This window comes from Pseudoalteromonas xiamenensis, from assembly GCF_030994125.1.
GTDB lineage: Bacteria > Pseudomonadota > Gammaproteobacteria > Enterobacterales > Alteromonadaceae > Pseudoalteromonas > Pseudoalteromonas xiamenensis_B.
On the sequence record NZ_CP099917.1, the window covers coordinates 1,705,522 to 1,723,130 of the forward strand.

Genomic DNA, 17,609 nt, shown 5'->3' on the forward strand with positions numbered 1-17,609 from the left:
AATTGAATTGAACACTAGAGAAAGGATTGTTACAGATACATGAGGCAATCATTACAGCTCCGCATGGGGCAGCAACTGACAATGACGCCACAATTGCAGCAAGCAATACGCTTGTTGCAGTTGAGCACGCTAGATCTTCAGCAAGAAATTCAAGAAGCGCTGGACAGCAATCCCCTATTAGAAGTCGATGATCAGGAAAATTCCCCTGAAAATAACCAACAAGATGACGACTTCGATTATGCCTCATCTCAAGAATCCAGTTCATCAGAACCCTCCAATGACTTCGAAGAACAAGTCACTGACTATGAAATGGAATCCGGTGACGCACTAAATAAAGATACGGTCAGTGACGAACTGGCAATGGACGTCACTTGGGATGAATACATGAGTGCGGCTCCTGCAGCCTCTTCAGGACCAATGCCAGACGATGACATGGTCTATCAAGGCGAAACGACCGAAACGCTTCATGAATATCTAATGTGGCAACTTGAACTCACCCCATTTTCACCGACTGATCGTGCCATTGCTGTTGCCATTGTCGAGGCGGTAGATGAGTCTGGTACGCTCACCGTTTCAACACAAGACATCGTTGACAGTCTGAATGAAGGTAGCGATGAAGAAGAACCCATTGAGCTTGATGAAGTAGAAGCTGTATTAAAGCGAGTTCAACTCTTTGATCCTATTGGTATCGCAGCGAGAAGCTTACAAGAATGCCTCTGCATCCAACTAAACCAATATGATTCATCAACGCCTTGGTTAGCTGAGACAAAACAAATACTTAATGAACACATTGAGCTTTTAGCAAGTCGTGACTATCGCACTTTAATGAAAAAGACTAAGCTTAAAGAAAGTGATTTAAAAGAAGTCATGACGCTAATTCATAGCCTCAATCCTAAACCTGCAGCCTCAGTGATCCATGAAGAACCAGAGTACGTGGTACCAGATGTATCAGTGAAAAAGGTCAAAGGCCGTTGGGTTGTTGAATTAAATCCTGATTGCATGCCAAAGATCCGTGTTAACGATCAATACGCCGCAATGAGTCGTTCCGTTCGCTCTTCAAGTGATAGCCAGTTTATTCGCTCTCACCTACAAGAAGCCAAATGGTTTATTAAAAGTTTAGAAAGTCGCAATGAGACGCTAATGAAAGTGGCTAACTGTATCGTAAAACAGCAGCAAGCCTTTTTTGAACATGGCCCTGAAGCCATGCGTCCAATGGTGTTAAATGATGTCGCTGAAATGGTCGAAATGCACGAATCCACCATTTCACGTGTTACGACACAAAAATACATGCATACACCTCGCGGCATTTTTGAACTGAAATACTTCTTCTCAAGTCATGTTAGTACCGAAAACGGAGGTGAGTGCTCATCCACTGCGATACGAGCGCTCATTAAAAAGCTAATTGCCGCAGAAAATGCAGCTAAACCATTGAGTGATAGCAAAATTGCGGATATTTTAGCGGAACAAGGAATTCAAGTGGCGAGACGTACGATTGCAAAATATCGTGAGTCTTTGGCTATACCACCGTCAAATCAGCGTAAAAGCCTGATCTAAGACGTAAAACTCAAGAAGGAAAAATGCTTATGCAACTAAATCTAACTGGTCGTCACGTAGAAATTACCGATTCTTTAAGAGACTATGTAAACAGTAAGTTTGCGAAGCTGGAGCGACATTTTGATCACATCAATAATGTTCACGTTATATTAGATGTTGAAAAACTCACGCATAAAGCAGAAGCAACTCTACATGTAAATGGTGGGGAACTCTTTGCATCAACGGAACACCAGGACATGTACGCGGCCATCGATTTACTCTTGGATAAGTTGGACCGTCAAGTAATAAAACATAAAGAAAAGATGACTCGACACTAACAATGAAACTTAGCGAACTCATTTCAAAGGACTGCACGAAAGCTGCAGTCCTTTTTACTAGTAAAAAGCGCGTTCTAGAATATCTTAGTGAATTAGCACAACAGCAGCTTCCAGAAGTAGATCAACATGAAATCCTTGATGCACTTCTTGCGCGAGAAAAACTGGGAAGCACAGGAATTGGCAAAGGTGTTGCACTTCCGCATGGGCGTTTAACCGGTATAGAAAAACCGCTCGTCATGCTCCTTACGAACCAAGAAGCGATCGATTACGATGCAATAGACAATCGTCCCGTCGACGTATTTGTCGGACTGATCGTACCAGAAGGGGAACATCAATCACATCTAAAGACCTTAGCCACTATCGCTGATAAACTTAGGGACAAAGAATACTGTCGTCGTTTACGACATGCACAAACAGATGAAGAATTGTTTGAGGTACTGGATAGCTAAGTAGAGGTGGTAAAATGGAACTTATAATTATCAGTGGTCGCTCTGGATCCGGAAAATCAGTTGCATTAAGAGTCTTAGAAGACTTAGGGTTTTATTGCGTAGATAATATTCCTGTTAATTTATTGCCTTCTCTTGTGCGTATTTCTGCCGATAACTATGACAAAGTGGCAGTAAGCATTGACGTCCGTAACCTACCAAAAGAACAACAAGAATTTAATGAAATCTTCGAATACTTACCGCAGTTCGCTAAACCCACCTTATTTTATTTAGACAGTGATGATCATACGTTAATTCGCCGATTTTCTGAAACTCGTCGGCTTCACCCTCTTTCAATTAACAGTCTTCCACTGGATATGGCTATTGCGCAAGAGAAAGTATTATTAGATGTTATCATCAACCGAGCGGATGTTCTCATCGATACCACGGACATGAGCGTACATCAACTTGCGGAGACGATTAGAGAGAAAATATTAGGTAAGAAAGATAAAACGCTCATCATTACCTTTATGTCATTTGGCTTCAAACATGGTATTCCAAAAGAAGCGGATTACGTTTTTGATGCTCGTTTCTTGCCAAATCCGCATTGGGAGCCTGAATTAAAACCGTTAACCGGCCTCGACCAACCTGTAAAGGATTATCTCGCCAATCACAGTATTGTGCAAAAATTCACCTGGCAAATTCAGACGTTTGTACAAACTTGGCTGCCACATTTAGAGCGCAATAACCGCAGTTATCTCACCATTGCGATTGGATGCACGGGTGGCCAACATCGCTCCGTGTATCTTGCCCAAACGATTGGTGAAAGTTTTCAGACAATGCACAGTAACGTAAAAATTCGCCACAGAGAGCAACCCAATCATGCGAGTTGAGAACACGTTTTTAATTAAAAATAAACTAGGTTTACATGCGCGCGCCGCAACGGTTTTAGCGCAACTAGCCATGCAGTTCGATGCACAAATTACGCTGTATCAGGACGATAAAATCGCAGAAGGCGATAGTGTTCTCGCGTTGATGTTACTCGAAAGTAGTCAAGGCAAAGAAATTAAAGTCGTTTGTGAAGGACCCGATGCGGAACCTGCTTTGGATGCAATAGGGGAACTTATCGACGATCGTTTCCATGAATCTGAATAAGTTGCTGATTTTCTCCTTAAATCCGGCTTGGTAAGCGTGAGTTAATTCGTTACACTTATACTAGAGCTCCTTTTTGTGCTTAGCACATTCATTTAACCGTACAATCAAGGAACGCCTATGCCGGAAACCTTCGAGCAAGACTACACACTGCAGCAATTAAAACAAGTCACAAAAGCGCTTAACAGTGGGCAGTTTGTTCAGGTTCGACGTATGCTTGCCGAAACGGCACCTTGCGACTCCGCCCTATTACTTGAATCTTCTCCACATAAAGTTCGTACACAACTTTGGCAATTAGTTGACCCAGATATTCAAGGTGACATCCTTGAAGAGCTCTCTGAAGACGTGCGTCTTGGCATCATCGCTCAGATGGAACCTGAGCTCATCGCCGCGGCAACGGAAGACATGGACGACGATGACTTAGGTGAAGTACTTCGAAGCTTACCCGAACCTGTCTATCAAGATGTATTGGGCGCAATGGATGCGATTGACCGTGAACGTGCAACGCAAGCCCTATCCTATCAAGAACGTACTGCGGGTGCGTTGATGAACAGCGATACTGTGACTATTCGTCCGGATGTATCGCTTGATGTTGTATTACGTTATCTAAGGCTGAAAGGGGAGCTGCCTGACGGCACAGATGACTTGTATGTTGTCGATAAAGATAATTGCTTCTTAGGCTCATTGCCGCTTAGCGTGCTGCTAACCAATTCACCGGATAAAATTGTTCGGGATCTCATGGATCTTGAAAAAGAGGCCATTCCAATCTCCATGGATGAAAGTGAAGTCGCACAGTTGTTCGAGCGTCACAATTGGATTTCAGCACCTGTGGTTGATGACAATAAACATCTCCTTGGTCGTATTACGATTGATGATATCGTCGATGTCATCCGAGAAGACGCTGAACACAGTTTAATGAGTATGGCGGGTCTTGATGATGAAGAAGATACCTTTGCCCCCGTCATGAAGTCCAGCCAACGTCGTTCAATCTGGCTTGGTATTAACTTGCTAACCGCGCTGCTTGCCGCATTTGTTGCGAGCTTTTTTGAAGGTACGTTAGACATACTACCAATCCTTGCCGTTCTCAATGGTATCGTACCAAGTATGGGTGGCGTTGCAGGGAGCCAGACATTAACACTGGTCATTCGAGGTATTGCATTGGGGCACGTTAACAGCGCCAACCAACGCTTTATTTTAGGTAAAGAACTGGCGATTGGGGCTTTGAATGGTTTGCTTTGGTCTGTACTTATTGCGGGTGTTATCGCCGTTTGGCAATGGGACTTTAAACTTGGCGCCGTAATCGCCTTTGCGATGTTTATGAATTTAGTCGCGGCTGGTATTGCAGGGGCAAGTATTCCACTTATCCTCAAACGTTTACACATTGACCCCGCTCTTGCAGGTAGCGTGGTGTTAACAACCGTGACCGATATTGTGGGTATTTTCGCTTTCTTGGGTACTGCGACGTGGATTTTGGTAGACTAAACGTCTACCAAAATCGGCGTGTTACTGACCTGCGATTTGCATTTCTGAAATTAAAATCGAACCCGTCTGTACTGAGCCGCGTTTCTCAATGTCATTACCAATCGCAACAATGTTTTTGAACATCTCTTTAAGATTACCCGCGATGGTAATTTCACTCACAGGGAATTGGATTTCACCATTTTCTACCCAAAAACCCGCAGCCCCTCGAGAATAATCGCCAGTTACTGTATTTGCACCATGACCCATTAATTCTGTCACTAATAATCCCTTACCCATCGATTTTAACAGGCTATCTAGCCCCCCTTCTGTTGGATGAACTAACCAGTTGTGAATACCACCTGCGTGCCCAGTCGCTTGCATCCCAAGCTTTTTCGCCGCGTAGCTAGCTAGTAGGTAGGTTTGTAGCTCTCCTGCCTGTAATACTTCTCTCTCAGAGGTTCTGACGCCTTCGCTATCAAACGGGCTTGATGCTAATGCTCTAAGCATGTGTGGGCGTTCAGAAACAGAGACGCATGAGCTAAAGACTTGAGTGCCTAAACTATCAAGTAAGAAGCTCGATTTACGGTAAAGCGCGCCCCCACCAATGGCATTCACTAAGTGCCCAAACAAGCTATTGGCGATGTCCGCACGGAAAATCACAGGGACTTTCTGGGTCGCCACTTGACGACTGTTCAGCTTCGCAAGTGTTGAATCAGCCGCCTCCACACCAACTTCCGCCGCTTGCTTTAACTCAGAAAACACACGTGAAATTGTGTATGCAGAGTCACGCTGCATCATGTCGCCTTCTTTGCCTATCACCATCGTACTCAAAGAATGACGAGTACGAGGAAAACCAGCTAGAAAGCCGTGCGTATTTCCGTAGACGCGAAGTCCTTGATGGCTTGAAAAACTTGCCCCATCAGAATTCACAATACGCGAATCGAATTCAAGCGCCGCTTTTTCGGCTTGCTGACAAAGCACAATACCTTGCTCTGGCGATATATCTTCTGGATGAAACAAATCTAAATCAGGATAGTCAAAAGCCATCAACGCTTTATCCGCCAGACCGTTACAAAGGTCATCAGACGTATACTTCGCTATTTCAACGGCCTTTTTTACCACCGATTTAAGCGCTGAAGGACTTAAATCGGCAGTAGAGGCTGAACCTTTATGGTTGCCTACGTAAACGGATATGCCTAACCCACCATCTTGGTTAAATTCGATGGTATCCACTTCACCCAAACGAGTGCTCACAGACAAACCTGAGGTGCTCGACATAGCTGCTTCTGCCGCGGTTGCACCCAATGAGGTTGCATAGTCCAACGCTTCGGATACAGCTTGTTTAACTTCTTCAATACGTTGATAAATAGGCGCGTTCTGTGTTTGGCTCATGGCATATTCCATATTTAAACTTTCTCTTTTAATGCTACCACACATCTCTCATTTCAGCCTTAGGAACAACAAATAAGATTTTACCTACGGTATTTAAAGCCTACATTTCTACAACACTGAAGCAAAGTGGTAATGGGTTTGGTATACTTGCCAATAAGTATTTTATTTGGCAATTAATCATGGCGAGAAAACGTCCCGATCCGTTTGAAGTCGAAGAAGAGATCATCTACGTTTCAAAAAGCGAATTAAAGCGCGATGCGCAAGAACTGTTTCAACTGGGTGTTGATATTGTTGGCTTAAGTAAGAAGCAACGAGACAAGTTACCTTTGTCTCCAGCGCTTGTTGAAGCAATGGCTTTAGCCGACAAACTTCAAGGCAAACATGAAGCTTTGCGCCGCCATATGAGTTATATCTCAAAAACATTACGCGAATCCGATAATGTTCCTGATATCCAAGCGATGATTGATTTGCTTTTAAATAAGAACAATCAAGCAGACGTGTTGATGAATAAAATTGAGCGTATTCGCAACGAATTAATTTCAACTGGCGACGACAAAGCGAATGAATTGTTAGAGAAATATCCCTCGCTCGAACGCCAAAAATTACGTCAGTTAATTCGCCAAGCGAAAAAAGAAGCGGCGGCGGAAAAACCTGCAAAAGGCTACAAAGAACTGTTTCAGTACATTAAAGAAGTCATTATGCCCTAGAGCGAATGACTGTGAGACATTCTAAATAAAAACCCCGCGAAAGCGGGGTTTTTATTTAGTCGTTATGCGGTTCCACCAACCGTGATTTCATCAATTTTCAAACTTGGCTGCCCAACGCCAACAGGGACACTTTGGCCATCTTTGCCACAAACGCCAACGCCTTTGTCTAATTGTAAGTCGTTACCTACCATCGAAATTTTCTGCATGACATCAGGACCATTGCCAATCAGCGTTGCTCCTTTGATTGGACGAGTTACTTTGCCGTCTTCAATTAAGTAGGCCTCTGATGCAGAGAAAACAAATTTACCCGACGTAATATCAACCTGCCCACCACCAAAATTACTCGCAAAAATCCCTTTTTTCACGGTAGAGATGATTTCTTCTTGGCTGTGTTGACCTGGCAACATGTACGTGTTTGTCATACGTGGCATAGGCAGGTGCGCATAAGATTCTCTACGTGCATTGCCCGTCGGGTTAACCCCCATTAGTCGTGCATTGAGCTTGTCTTGCATATACCCTTTCAGGACGCCATTTTCAATTAGTACATTATACCCAGCTGGCGTTCCCTCATCATCGACATTGAGTGATCCTCTGCGATCGACAAGAGTGCCATCATCCACCACGGTGCAAAGCGAAGACGCGACTTTCTCACCAATTCGACCACTAAACGCTGAAGCACCTTTGCGGTTGAAGTCCCCTTCTAAACCATGCCCTACTGCTTCATGAAGTAGCACTCCAGGCCACCCTGAACCTAAAACCACAGGCATCGTACCCGCCGGCGCGTCGATGGCTTCTAAATTAACTTCAGCTTGACGTACCGCCTCTTTAACATAGCCAAGCCAGCGAGGCTTTCCATCTTGTAGCTCACGGAAATAGTCATAGTCTAATCGCGCTCCGCCACCTGCACTCCCCCGTTCTCTGCGACCATTACGGTTGAGCAGCACTGAACAATTTAACCGCACTAAAGGACGAATATCAGTCGCAAATGTACCATCGCTTGCGGCAATCAGCACTTCTTCATAAACTGCAGACATCGAACTGACGACTTGCTCTGCGTCTGGTGCTAATTCTCGAATTGCCTGTTCTACTTCTCTAAGCAACAGCACTTTTTCATCGTCTGTCATGCTTGTTATCGGCTGTCTTGGCGCAAATTGCTCAGGAGCTGTAACTTGACTAAATACCTGAATACGTTTTTCTTCACCGGCTTGGGCAATGCTTCGAGCTGCTTCTGCCGCTTTATTAAGCGCTTCCATGTTGATTGCATCTGAGTACGAGAAACCTGTTTTTTCTCCACTGACAGCTCGAACCCCGACTCCACGCTCAATGTTGTACGTACCTTCTTTAATTAAGCCATCTTCGAGCACCCACGTTTCGTTGTAGCTCGATTGAAAATAGAGGTCCGCATAATCAACTCTATGTTGATGAATGTATGACAATGTTTGTGCAAGTTGCTCGCGAGTGAGCTGACTGTCCGCTAATAAATGCTGTTCTACTTGATTCATACTAACTGCTCTAAAAATCGGTTGTGATTAACCAAGGGCATGGCTTGGCGGATTTCTTGTAACTTATCAGAGTCTAGCTCAGCCTGTATCATTCCGACACCTGAACCGAGCTCGCTGACAACATTTCCCCATGGTGAGACTATCAAACTATGCCCATAAGTCTGACGGCCATTTTCATGCAAGCCTACTTGCGCGGCAGCAATGACATAACATTGCGTTTCAATCGCTCGAGCACGCAATAAAACATGCCAATGAGCCTCACCTGTTACCGTGGTAAACGCGCTTGGGACTAGGATGATTTCGGCACCTAACGCGCGTAGTTGTTGAAATAAACTAGGAAAGCGCACGTCATAGCAAATACTGAGACCAATTCTCCCAAATGGCGTCTCCAGTACTTGAATATGCCGACCAGGGGCGGTGCCTTTAGATTCATGATAGTTACCTGTGCCATCGGCTACCGTTACATCAAACAAATGCAATTTATGGTAATCGCCGACAATCTGCCCAGTATTATTGAGCAAAATAGACGCGGCGTAATAGCGGCCATCTGGCGCTGGAACAGGCATGCTGCCAATAGCCAACCAAACATTGTGACGCTGACACAGTTCGCCAAATATCTTTAACCACGTTTCATGTTCAGTCGCGAGCTGTTGGTTCTCGGAAACGTTTCGACAAAAGGCCAAACAAGCTTCTGGCAAACAAATTAGCGCAGGTTCTTGTAAGTTCAACGCACTAATTTGCTCATCAATAAAATCGATGTTTTCTTGAGCATTACACGTGGCGTTCATTTGTAACGCAAAAACTAACTTACTCATAATGAAATACCCTGAGTTTGTTCCGGCATATCCATTGCATCTTGTTGTTGCTCGTTTGCTGGATCTTTCTGTTCTTCTGGTGGCTGACTTTGTGCGGCTTGTGGTAATTCCACTTCACGACTTTTCCTATCAATCTCAGTCACATGTGGCGCATCCATTGTCCCTGAAACCTTAAACTTAATTTCAGATATCACTCGTGCGGAGTGCACGACTTTATCTAAAGCGAGCGCAGCCAACCCAGATACCGGATTAACCATCCAAGCAACAATAACAGGCAAACTCGATGTTACTTGAGGCGCAACGGATAAATCATATTCTATTTCTCTCGTGGCTAAATTCGCGTATCCCTTTATGGTAAGGTCCGCGGGAACGCCATCCATTTTTGTATCTTGTGTGTATGCAATCCCTGACTTTATTTGCATCGAGCCCGTTATTTGATTGTAGAAAAAGCCTTTTGAAAACACATCACGAAAATCGAGTTTGAGTTTTCTGACCAATGAATCAAGGCTGAGCAATGAGAATACCCTCGCACCACCATCACTGACTTCGGTAAGATGGCCCTCGCCAAGGCGCCATTTCACTTCGCCACCTAAACTATTAAGGTCGACGTGATAAGGTGCTCCTTGCCAATTTAATGCAAAATTAACATCCGCAGTAGAGTCTTTTACCGTAGTGGTAATATCAAACTCATCGAACAAAGACCCCACATTCTTACTCTCAAGTTTCCCTTTAAACTCAGATATTCCTTGGCTCCACTTTGCTTCACCACGCAAAACGTGTTCTTTCTTATCAACAACCAATTCAGGGATCATCAAATTTTTTCCATCGCCAAATAACGATAGGCTGACTTTGTCGAGTTGATACCCTTTTATTTTACAATCTAAACATTGTGCCTCTACGGCGGGAATGTGTGTTAACCATTCTAAATTCTCAACCGTACCCTGTTTTTCTGTCGTATTTTCTTTAGGTTGTAAGCGTAAATAGTCAATCAACACGCCTATTGGTCTTGAAGAGCCACTCGGCGGCAATGTCGCTTTAGCACGTAACTCTTTTGCCGTTATTGTTGCACCATAACCATCTGGGTCGGGCTTGAGAACAAACTGCGCTTCACTAAAGGGAAGCGGCCCAATATCCAACTGACTAAACTCTCCGTAAACTCGAACAAGTGACGGTAGAATTCCCTGCTCACTTGGTTTTGAACTAACGTCAATCAATCGTTTTAAAAATGGGAACCATGGTTCTAACTGCAGTGATGGCTGATTCACCGAAACAACTAAGCCTTCTTCTGACAAACCTTGATTCTTGTTGCCCACCACAATATTGGCATTACTGATTTTGCCTGTCGCGTTGTCTAGAATGCCATTGAAATACAGCTGATTATTCAATTGAGCTGTAATTAAATTCGAGATGTCGTCACCTTGAATCGACACAGCAAGTGCCTGAGTTTGATCATGACGTTTGGTATAAGGCTGAGGTAATGAAATGGCCATGCCCTTCAGATCTGACGTTGCTTTTGCAGTGTAATGAAACCCTGTCGGTGAAAAGTTCAGTGTTATGTCAGTCTTGATCGCTGTCTCACCCGTAACAAACTTTTGGGTAAGTCCACTCGTTATTTGGTCCAGCTCTTCGTGGTTAGCTGATAACGCACTTTGAATTGCAACCACATAGTCTCGTTGCTTAGTTTGCGCATCTAATGAAACCACGATGGGCATCGTTCGCCACAAGCCACTCAATTCGGAAATTGATAAGTTTTCATCACTGAAGTCGAGACGTCCAGAGACATTGGTTAAAGACATGCCCGGCTGCGTTATCTCTAAGTTATTACTGAGAAAATCCACATTACCCACGGCATTCACATGACTGGTGCGCAAGTCGACAGTCAGCAATACATCGCCACTCACGTTGCCTTGTGGCTTAATCACTTCAAAAACGGGATCTAAATGTTTTGCTAACGGCGTTTGTGAAAAGAAGCTAGGCAGCGTTGATGACTCTGTGGTGGTTTTAATGTCTACATACAAGTGATCGGCATGCATCAAATCATTGATGTATACGGTGACGGGTTGATGAATAGTTTGATTGAGTAATTGACCATCTTTCGCCAAAATCGTCATCTTCTCATCGGTAAAATCTAACTCAACCTGAGCATTCGTAATCGCAGGCCAATCCGGCGCAAACGCAAATTCAACCTGATTGAGTTCAGATTTAACTTCAAACTGCCCACTTTTATCCGAAAAAGGAAAATCACTTAAATTGCCATTGAGCAATATCTGAGAACGCTGATGTTGACCTGACTTGATAGCACCTTTCAAGTAAGCAATTAGATCCGTATCCATGACAGGAATAGGAAAATACTGAGAGGCATTTTTTCCATCGCCCCCTGTCAGCTCGGCATAGAGTGAAAATAACTGCTCACCAAACAGGTCCATTCGCCATTCAGCCGCGAGATTCAGTTCATTATTTGCAAACCAAATATCATCACTTTGCAATGACCACCCTTCGTTACTTTGCCTTGCTTCAATCACAGCATGTAATTGCTCGTAAGCCATCGCCTTACTAAACACATGACCAGTCAACAAATGGTTGTTCTCACCGTTTACCGCCAGACGAATACGCTCAGGCAAAGCAAAAATCTCTGCGGATAACCCTTGCGCGCCAGGCACACCATCTCTATTTTGCCAACCTAATTCCTCAACCGAACCATAAGCTTGCCAGTTTGCTTTGTCTTGCCATTCAATTTTTGCTGCAGAAACCATACCTTGGGGTTTAAACGCTAAGGCATTTTTTATTGATTCTTGATTTGAGAAGTCTAATAACTCACTGACAAGCGATAGGCTGAGCGACTTAAGCCAAACGTCTAATTTCCCTTGCTGTTGACTTGCTTGCCATTCAATCGCAGGATAATCACGGCCTCCATGGCTAAAATGCCAAGCCGATGCTGCGACATCCCACCCTTGATTTTGGTCAAAGTAAACTTGCGCTTCACCCGCATCTAAACTCAATTCCTGAGCTATATTATCTTGCTGCCAGTGAATATAACTCGGCTGCCATTGCATCAAAGCGGTGGAGAAACGACCTGAACTCACCGATAACCAAGCCGTCGCGTTAAGGTCGGTACTAACTTGCTGTTTATTTTTATCTAACCAAGGTCCCAGCCACGTTGCTGCATCTACACCTTGCGCTGAAAAATAAATGTCACCAGCCACTTCACCAAAGGTGCGGCCATGTAGTGCTAGGTTGGCCGTGAACTCACCTTCCGAAATTCCCGGTATCGCAATCTTACCATAGCCTCGATGTTGCTCAGGTTGGTTTTGCCAAAGCAGACTATCGACCAATAACGTCCGTTTTTTCCCGTCAGGTAGTTTAATTTGGAGCTGACTGTCTTTGACTTCAAAATGACCCGTCTCGCCCAAGAAAAGGCTTTCAAGAAGGGATTGTTGTTCAAATTCCCCACTGCCCGAATTGAATCGGCTTGCATCGATATTGGCCGAAAGACCGGATAAAACAAAGTAATTGGATTTAAGTTGCCAAGTCTTTACCGACTCGACGAGGTTAATATGTAAACTGGTGTTTTCAATATCAAGTGCAATCGGAGAGCTTTGGTTATCGGCAAAGGACAATCCTTCCAAGACCAATGCGGGGCCATTTCCCTGCCAACTTGCAGAAATAGATCCAATGGCAATATCGACCCCAAATTCATCAAACAATAATGTTTCGATGTCTTCCTTATAGTCATTCGCATACGGCAACGAATATTTGAGAGCAGAAACAACCACCGCAAGCAGCACAAGCGTAACAGCAAATAGCTGCCACACTTTGCGCAGTAAATAAAACGATATGGTTCTAAACTTCATGCTCTCAAAATCACTTACATCATAACGACATCAAATTGTTCTTGGCTGTAAAGGCTTTCGGTTTGAACAACCACTTGCTTACTAATAAAGAGCTCAAGCTCTGCGAGGTTATGGTATTCATCGTTCAACAAGGCTTCGCTCACCGCTGGCGAGGCATACACCATGAACTTATCCGCGTCGTACGCGCGATTCACACGCATGATCTCCCTTAATATTTCGTAGCAAACTGTTTTCACCGTTTTCAATGACCCTCGTCCGGAACAAACAGGGCACGTATCACACAAAATATGTTCGAGACTCTCTCGAGTGCGCTTACGCGTCATTTCAACCAATCCAAGCGCAGACAAGCCGGTAATGTTCGCTTTCGCTCTATCCTTTGACAACGCAACATCCAAAGAGTGCAATACACGACGTTTGTGTTCTTCCGAAATCATATCGATAAAATCAATAATGATGATACCACCTAGATTTCTTAACCTAAGCTGACGTGCAATAGCTGATGTAGCTTCTACGTTGGTATTAAAGATGGTTTCTTCTAAATTTCGATGACCAACAAACGCCCCCGTATTTACATCTACCGTCGTCATTGCTTCTGTTTGATCGATAATTAGATAGCCGCCTGATTTCAATTCCACTTTACGGTGAAGGGCTTTCTGAATTTCATTTTCTACATCAAATAAATCGAAGATTGGTCGCTCACCCGGATAATATTCCAATGCGTTCGCCAGTTGAGGTACGAATTCTTCCGTAAACTGCGTCAGCTCTTGATACGTCAATTTAGAATCAACACGGATCCGTTCCATATCTTCACCGACGTAATCCCGAAGTGTTCTAAACGCGAGAGTAAGGTCCTTATGTAAAATCGTTGCTTTACTGGTTTTTCTGCGCTTTGCGACAATTTTAGTCCATACTTTTTTCAAAAACTCTGCATCGTGTTGGAGTTCGGCTTCGGTCGCGCCTTCTGCCGCTGTACGTACAATAAAACCGCCTTGCTCGTCATTGTAGGCTTGGACTATTTCTTTGAGTCGCCCACGTTCTTCCTCTGTTTCGATGCGTTGACTTACGCCAACATGCGTCGCGTCGGGCATAAACACAAGATAGCGTGATGGGATAGTAATGTCCGTAGTCAAACGAGCCCCTTTGGTGCCAAGTGGATCTTTCACTACCTGTACCATGATGAACTGCCCTTGCTTTACGAGCTCTCGAATGTCCTGTACTTTTTTTACAGGTTGTTCATCTACGCCTTCTTCGAAAGAAGCACTGTTCACGATATCTGATGCATGAAGAAATGCGGCTTTCTCAAGCCCAATATCGACAAATGCGGCTTGCATACCCGGTAACACACGACTCACTTTGCCTAGATAAATATTGCCGACAATACCTAGATTTCCCTGACGCTCAACTTGAACCTCTTGTAACACCCCATTCTCGATTAAAGCGACTCGGCACTCACTGGGTGTGACGTTTATCAGTAGTTCACTACTCATTTCGCCTCCGCTAAAAAACGTGTTAACAGCCTATCCGTTTCATATAAAGGTAAGCCCATCACCGCAAAATAGCTACCTTCGAGATTGGTGACAAATCGGCCGCCAAACCCCTGAATACCATATCCACCGGCTTTATCCGCTGGCTCACCTGTTTGCCAATAAGACTCCACCTCGGCTTCGCTCAATGCTTTGAATGTGACTTGAGTCACTACAACGTCACTGATTGTGGAATGCTCAGTTGCAAATGCAATACCAGTTAATACTTCATGGGTACGGCCAGATAACAGCGTCATCATGCGTTGAAAGTCTTCGTAATTCTCTGGTTTCCCGAGAATTTGTCCGTCTACAACAACAGAGGTATCACTGCCAAGTACAGGGTAATTCCTGTAACCAAGCGCAACTCCTGATTCAGCCTTCAAACGAGCTAAACGTTCAACGTAATTACGAGGGGATTCAGAACCAAGTAAACTTTCATCGGCATCTACGGAGAACTGTTCAAATTGATAGCCTAGTTGCTCCACAAGTTCTCGACGACGAGGTGAAGCTGACGCTAAATAGATTTTTCGAGCCATTAACGGATCCTAAAATGACGACGGTATTTTCTTAATAACAAAAAGACCCAAGGCCAACAAAGCATACCTACCCCTGCAGGCCACAAATATTGCGGATTAAAATAGATATCCATTAAAAAATGATTGAGCCAGAATTGCAGTAAATGATAGAGCGTTAAGAACAACCCAATAAGCACCGCTTGCTGCCAAATTGAAAAGTTGCGAATTTTCTGATAGTTGCTAGCGGTAATATAAATACAAACCGAATACGTCAATGAATTCACACCCAGTGTTGAACCCATGGCTAAATCCATAATCAAACCAGTAATCCAGGCCCAGCCTAAATTGACACGATGTGGCACAGCGAGTGACCAGTACATCAGCACCAATAGCACCCAATCTGGACGAAACGGTTCAAAGGATAGCGGCAATGGCATTAGCGCCATAACTAAGGCAGCAAACACAGACACAGAAATTAAAAAATGAGCCGACTTCATGGCTGCCCCTCTCGTTGTTTCCACAAGAGTACTAACAAGCGGATGCGATCTAACTGGGCAACAGGCTCAGCATAGACCTGCGCAAACGGACGCCCTTCATCACGGTTAATTTCCGTCACCACGGCAACGGGGTATCCTTCAGGGAAAGTGCCACCGAGTCCAGATGTGACAAGTACGTCACCAATGCGGATATCAAGGCTATGAGGTACATGAGACAAGCGCATTTTATCAAGCTTACCGATCCCTTCGACCACCGTTCGGACATCATTACGTAGGATACGAACCGGCGTCGCGTGGGTAGTGTCCGTCATTAAGATCACTCGAGAAGTCGTTGTGCCTACTTTCAAGAGCTGACCCACTATACCCATTTCGTCGATCACAGGCTGACCTTCGAAAGCTCCGTCTACAGTACCGCGGTTAATCACGACTTGATGACTATACGGATTAGAGTGAACAGATAACACTTGCGCAATTAAACGTCGGTTTGCTTCTCGTGCCGATGAACCTAGCAGCGCCCGCAATTCTTTATTTTCTTTGAGTAAAAACGCCAACTGCTGCAATTGCTCGCCTTGCATCAGCTGTTTTTCCTTTAGCTGTTCATTTTCAAGACGTAACTGTTCTTTCGTTTGTAGATTTTGCACGCTTAAGTTAAGCAGCTCATAAGGCACATTAGCAAGGTATAACAAGGGACTAACTAACGTATTCAACCCTGTTCGGACCATTGAGCCACCTACGGTGTAACGGTCACCAACAATGAGTGCAATACTAAGCACAACTGCGACAGACAGTCGCAGTTGTAAAGAGATTGTTCGGCCAAATAATAGATTCATTAGTCGTAGCTAAATACGTCGCCACCGTGCATGTCTATCATTTCAAGTGCTTTGCCACCACCTCTTGCAACGCAAGTAAGTGGGTCATCAGCGATAACGACTGGAATACCCGTTTCTTCCATTAGCAGTCGATCAAGATCCTTCAACAACGCACCACCGCCCGTGAGCACCATACCGTGCGCGGAGATATCTGATGCAAGCTCAGGTGGAGATTGCTCAAGCGCCACGCGAACCGCACTCACAATCCCCATTAAAGGCTCTTGCAATGCATCTAAGATTTCATGCGAATTAAGAATGAATGAACGGGGTACACCTTCAGCTAAATTGCGACCACGTACTTCAATTTCGATTGGTGTTTCACTTTTCCAAGCAGAACCGATTTCATGTTTGATGTGTTCAGCGGTTGCTTCACCAATCAAGCTACCGAAATTACGGCGCACGTAGTTGATAATAGCTTCGTCAAACTTATCACCACCGATACGCACTGATGAAGAATACACAATGCCGTTCAGGGAAATAATCGCCACTTCCGTTGTACCACCACCAATATCAACAACCATAGAGCCTGTTGCTTCAGATACCGGTAAACCTGCGCCAATCGCTGCCGCCATTGGTTCTTCGATTAGGTAAACTTCTCTTGCTCCCGCACCCATAGCCGATTCACGGATAGCACGTTTTTCTACTTGTGTTGCACCACAAGGTACACATATGAGTACTCGTGGACTTGGACGCATAAAGTTATTGTTATGCACTTGTTTGATGAAGTGCTGCAACATTTTTTCAGTGACGTAAAAATCAGCAATAACACCGTCTTTCATCGGACGGATCGCTTTGATATTGCCTGGTGTACGGCCTAGCATTTGTTTTGCAGCCGTACCTACTGCAGCCACTGATTTCGGGCCACCCGCACGTTCTTGGCGGATTGCAACTACTGAAGGCTCATTGAGTACAATGCCTTCTTCTTTAACATAAATAAGTGTGTTTGCCGTACCAAGGTCAATCGACAAATCGTTCGAAAATAATCCGCGTAATTTTTTAAACATGAGGCTGAACAACCTTTGAATTCTT

Annotated in this window: 16 protein-coding genes; 7 read left to right on the forward strand and 9 right to left on the reverse strand. The window is 44.4% G+C overall.

What is annotated here, in order from left to right:
- Window positions 1-39: 39 nt before the first annotated feature.
- From NI389_RS07880 to mgtE, 6 genes are all read left to right on the forward strand, one after another.
- A complete protein-coding gene (locus NI389_RS07880) occupies window positions 40-1,554 on the forward strand; it encodes an RNA polymerase factor sigma-54 (RefSeq protein WP_308362325.1) in 1,515 nt (504 codons plus the stop codon).
- A gap of 29 nt (window positions 1,555-1,583) precedes the next feature.
- Window positions 1,584-1,871, forward strand: a complete 288-nt coding sequence (gene hpf, locus NI389_RS07885; protein WP_208844279.1) for a ribosome hibernation promoting factor — start codon at window positions 1,584-1,586, stop codon at window positions 1,869-1,871.
- A gap of 2 nt (window positions 1,872-1,873) precedes the next feature.
- Window positions 1,874-2,320 carry a PTS IIA-like nitrogen regulatory protein PtsN gene (ptsN, locus tag NI389_RS07890; protein ID WP_308362326.1) on the forward strand — a complete coding sequence of 149 codons (447 nt, stop codon included), beginning with the start codon at window positions 1,874-1,876 and terminating at the stop codon, window positions 2,318-2,320.
- Window positions 2,321-2,334: 14 nt separating this feature from the next.
- Window positions 2,335-3,189 (forward strand): RNase adapter RapZ, encoded by an 855-nt coding sequence (rapZ, locus tag NI389_RS07895; protein ID WP_208844281.1) that lies wholly within the window; start codon window positions 2,335-2,337, stop codon window positions 3,187-3,189.
- Complete coding sequence (locus tag NI389_RS07900; RefSeq protein WP_308362328.1) at window positions 3,179-3,451, forward strand: HPr family phosphocarrier protein; 273 nt, start codon at window positions 3,179-3,181, stop codon at window positions 3,449-3,451. Before rapZ ends, NI389_RS07900 begins: the two co-directional genes overlap by 11 nt.
- 117 nt (window positions 3,452-3,568) lie before the next feature.
- Entirely contained in the window at window positions 3,569-4,930 is a 1,362-nt protein-coding gene (mgtE, locus tag NI389_RS07905) for a magnesium transporter (protein WP_308362330.1), read from the forward strand.
- A gap of 21 nt (window positions 4,931-4,951) precedes the next feature.
- Here mgtE and pmbA read toward each other — a convergent pair whose 3' ends face one another.
- The gene (gene pmbA, locus NI389_RS07910; RefSeq protein ID WP_308362331.1) at window positions 4,952-6,301 is read right to left on the reverse strand and encodes a metalloprotease PmbA; all 1,350 of its coding nucleotides are present in this window, start codon (window positions 6,299-6,301) and stop codon (window positions 4,952-4,954) included.
- A gap of 179 nt (window positions 6,302-6,480) precedes the next feature.
- Between pmbA and yjgA the strand changes: the two genes are divergently transcribed.
- Window positions 6,481-7,008, forward strand: coding sequence for a ribosome biogenesis factor YjgA (yjgA, locus tag NI389_RS07915; protein ID WP_308362332.1), 528 nt, complete (start codon window positions 6,481-6,483; stop codon window positions 7,006-7,008).
- Between the two features lie 62 nt (window positions 7,009-7,070).
- Here the strand turns inward: yjgA and tldD are convergent, their stop codons facing one another.
- The 8 genes from tldD to NI389_RS07955 are packed head-to-tail and all read right to left on the reverse strand — an operon-like array spanning window position 7,071 to window position 17,584.
- Window positions 7,071-8,510, reverse strand: a complete 1,440-nt coding sequence (tldD, locus tag NI389_RS07920; protein WP_308362333.1) for a metalloprotease TldD — start codon at window positions 8,508-8,510, stop codon at window positions 7,071-7,073.
- Window positions 8,507-9,325: a carbon-nitrogen hydrolase family protein gene (locus NI389_RS07925; protein WP_308362334.1), complete on the reverse strand. Its 819-nt coding sequence runs from the start codon at window positions 9,323-9,325 to the stop codon at window positions 8,507-8,509. Before NI389_RS07925 ends, tldD begins: the two co-directional genes overlap by 4 nt.
- Entirely contained in the window at window positions 9,322-13,176 is a 3,855-nt protein-coding gene (locus tag NI389_RS07930; RefSeq protein ID WP_308362335.1) for a YhdP family protein, read from the reverse strand. The genes NI389_RS07925 and NI389_RS07930 overlap by 4 nt, the downstream gene beginning before the upstream one ends.
- A gap of 14 nt (window positions 13,177-13,190) precedes the next feature.
- Entirely contained in the window at window positions 13,191-14,663 is a 1,473-nt protein-coding gene (rng, locus tag NI389_RS07935; protein WP_308362336.1) for a ribonuclease G, read from the reverse strand.
- Entirely contained in the window at window positions 14,660-15,235 is a 576-nt protein-coding gene (locus NI389_RS07940; RefSeq protein WP_308362337.1) for a Maf family protein, read from the reverse strand. The genes rng and NI389_RS07940 overlap by 4 nt, the downstream gene beginning before the upstream one ends.
- Window positions 15,235-15,711 carry a rod shape-determining protein MreD gene (mreD, locus tag NI389_RS07945; RefSeq protein WP_308362338.1) on the reverse strand — a complete coding sequence of 159 codons (477 nt, stop codon included), beginning with the start codon at window positions 15,709-15,711 and terminating at the stop codon, window positions 15,235-15,237. The genes NI389_RS07940 and mreD overlap by 1 nt, the downstream gene beginning before the upstream one ends.
- The gene (gene mreC / locus NI389_RS07950) at window positions 15,708-16,541 is read right to left on the reverse strand and encodes a rod shape-determining protein MreC (RefSeq protein ID WP_208844289.1); all 834 of its coding nucleotides are present in this window, start codon (window positions 16,539-16,541) and stop codon (window positions 15,708-15,710) included. The genes mreD and mreC overlap by 4 nt, the downstream gene beginning before the upstream one ends.
- A complete protein-coding gene (locus tag NI389_RS07955; RefSeq protein WP_308362339.1) occupies window positions 16,541-17,584 on the reverse strand; it encodes a rod shape-determining protein in 1,044 nt (347 codons plus the stop codon). The genes mreC and NI389_RS07955 overlap by 1 nt, the downstream gene beginning before the upstream one ends.
- Window positions 17,585-17,609 lie beyond the last annotated feature (25 nt).

What these genes read in the sequence shown, in the direction of transcription:
- pmbA (WP_308362331.1), bottom strand. Translation starts at nt 6,301, where the DNA reads ATGAGCCAAACACAGAACGCGCCTATTTATCAACGTATTGAAGAAGTT.
- rng (WP_308362336.1), bottom strand. Translation starts at nt 14,663, where the DNA reads ATGAGTAGTGAACTACTGATAAACGTCACACCCAGTGAGTGCCGAGTC.
- NI389_RS07955 (WP_308362339.1), bottom strand. Translation starts at nt 17,584, where the DNA reads ATGTTTAAAAAATTACGCGGATTATTTTCGAACGATTTGTCGATTGAC.
- hpf (WP_208844279.1), top strand. Translation starts at nt 1,584, where the DNA reads ATGCAACTAAATCTAACTGGTCGTCACGTAGAAATTACCGATTCTTTA.
- mgtE (WP_308362330.1), top strand. Translation starts at nt 3,569, where the DNA reads ATGCCGGAAACCTTCGAGCAAGACTACACACTGCAGCAATTAAAACAA.
- NI389_RS07880 (WP_308362325.1), top strand. Translation starts at nt 40, where the DNA reads ATGAGGCAATCATTACAGCTCCGCATGGGGCAGCAACTGACAATGACG.
- ptsN (WP_308362326.1), top strand. Translation starts at nt 1,874, where the DNA reads ATGAAACTTAGCGAACTCATTTCAAAGGACTGCACGAAAGCTGCAGTC.
- NI389_RS07930 (WP_308362335.1), bottom strand. Translation starts at nt 13,176, where the DNA reads ATGAAGTTTAGAACCATATCGTTTTATTTACTGCGCAAAGTGTGGCAG.
- rapZ (WP_208844281.1), top strand. Translation starts at nt 2,335, where the DNA reads ATGGAACTTATAATTATCAGTGGTCGCTCTGGATCCGGAAAATCAGTT.
- tldD (WP_308362333.1), bottom strand. Translation starts at nt 8,510, where the DNA reads ATGAATCAAGTAGAACAGCATTTATTAGCGGACAGTCAGCTCACTCGC.
- yjgA (WP_308362332.1), top strand. Translation starts at nt 6,481, where the DNA reads ATGGCGAGAAAACGTCCCGATCCGTTTGAAGTCGAAGAAGAGATCATC.
- mreD (WP_308362338.1), bottom strand. Translation starts at nt 15,711, where the DNA reads ATGAAGTCGGCTCATTTTTTAATTTCTGTGTCTGTGTTTGCTGCCTTA.
- NI389_RS07925 (WP_308362334.1), bottom strand. Translation starts at nt 9,325, where the DNA reads ATGAGTAAGTTAGTTTTTGCGTTACAAATGAACGCCACGTGTAATGCT.
- NI389_RS07900 (WP_308362328.1), top strand. Translation starts at nt 3,179, where the DNA reads ATGCGAGTTGAGAACACGTTTTTAATTAAAAATAAACTAGGTTTACAT.
- NI389_RS07940 (WP_308362337.1), bottom strand. Translation starts at nt 15,235, where the DNA reads ATGGCTCGAAAAATCTATTTAGCGTCAGCTTCACCTCGTCGTCGAGAA.
- mreC (WP_208844289.1), bottom strand. Translation starts at nt 16,541, where the DNA reads ATGAATCTATTATTTGGCCGAACAATCTCTTTACAACTGCGACTGTCT.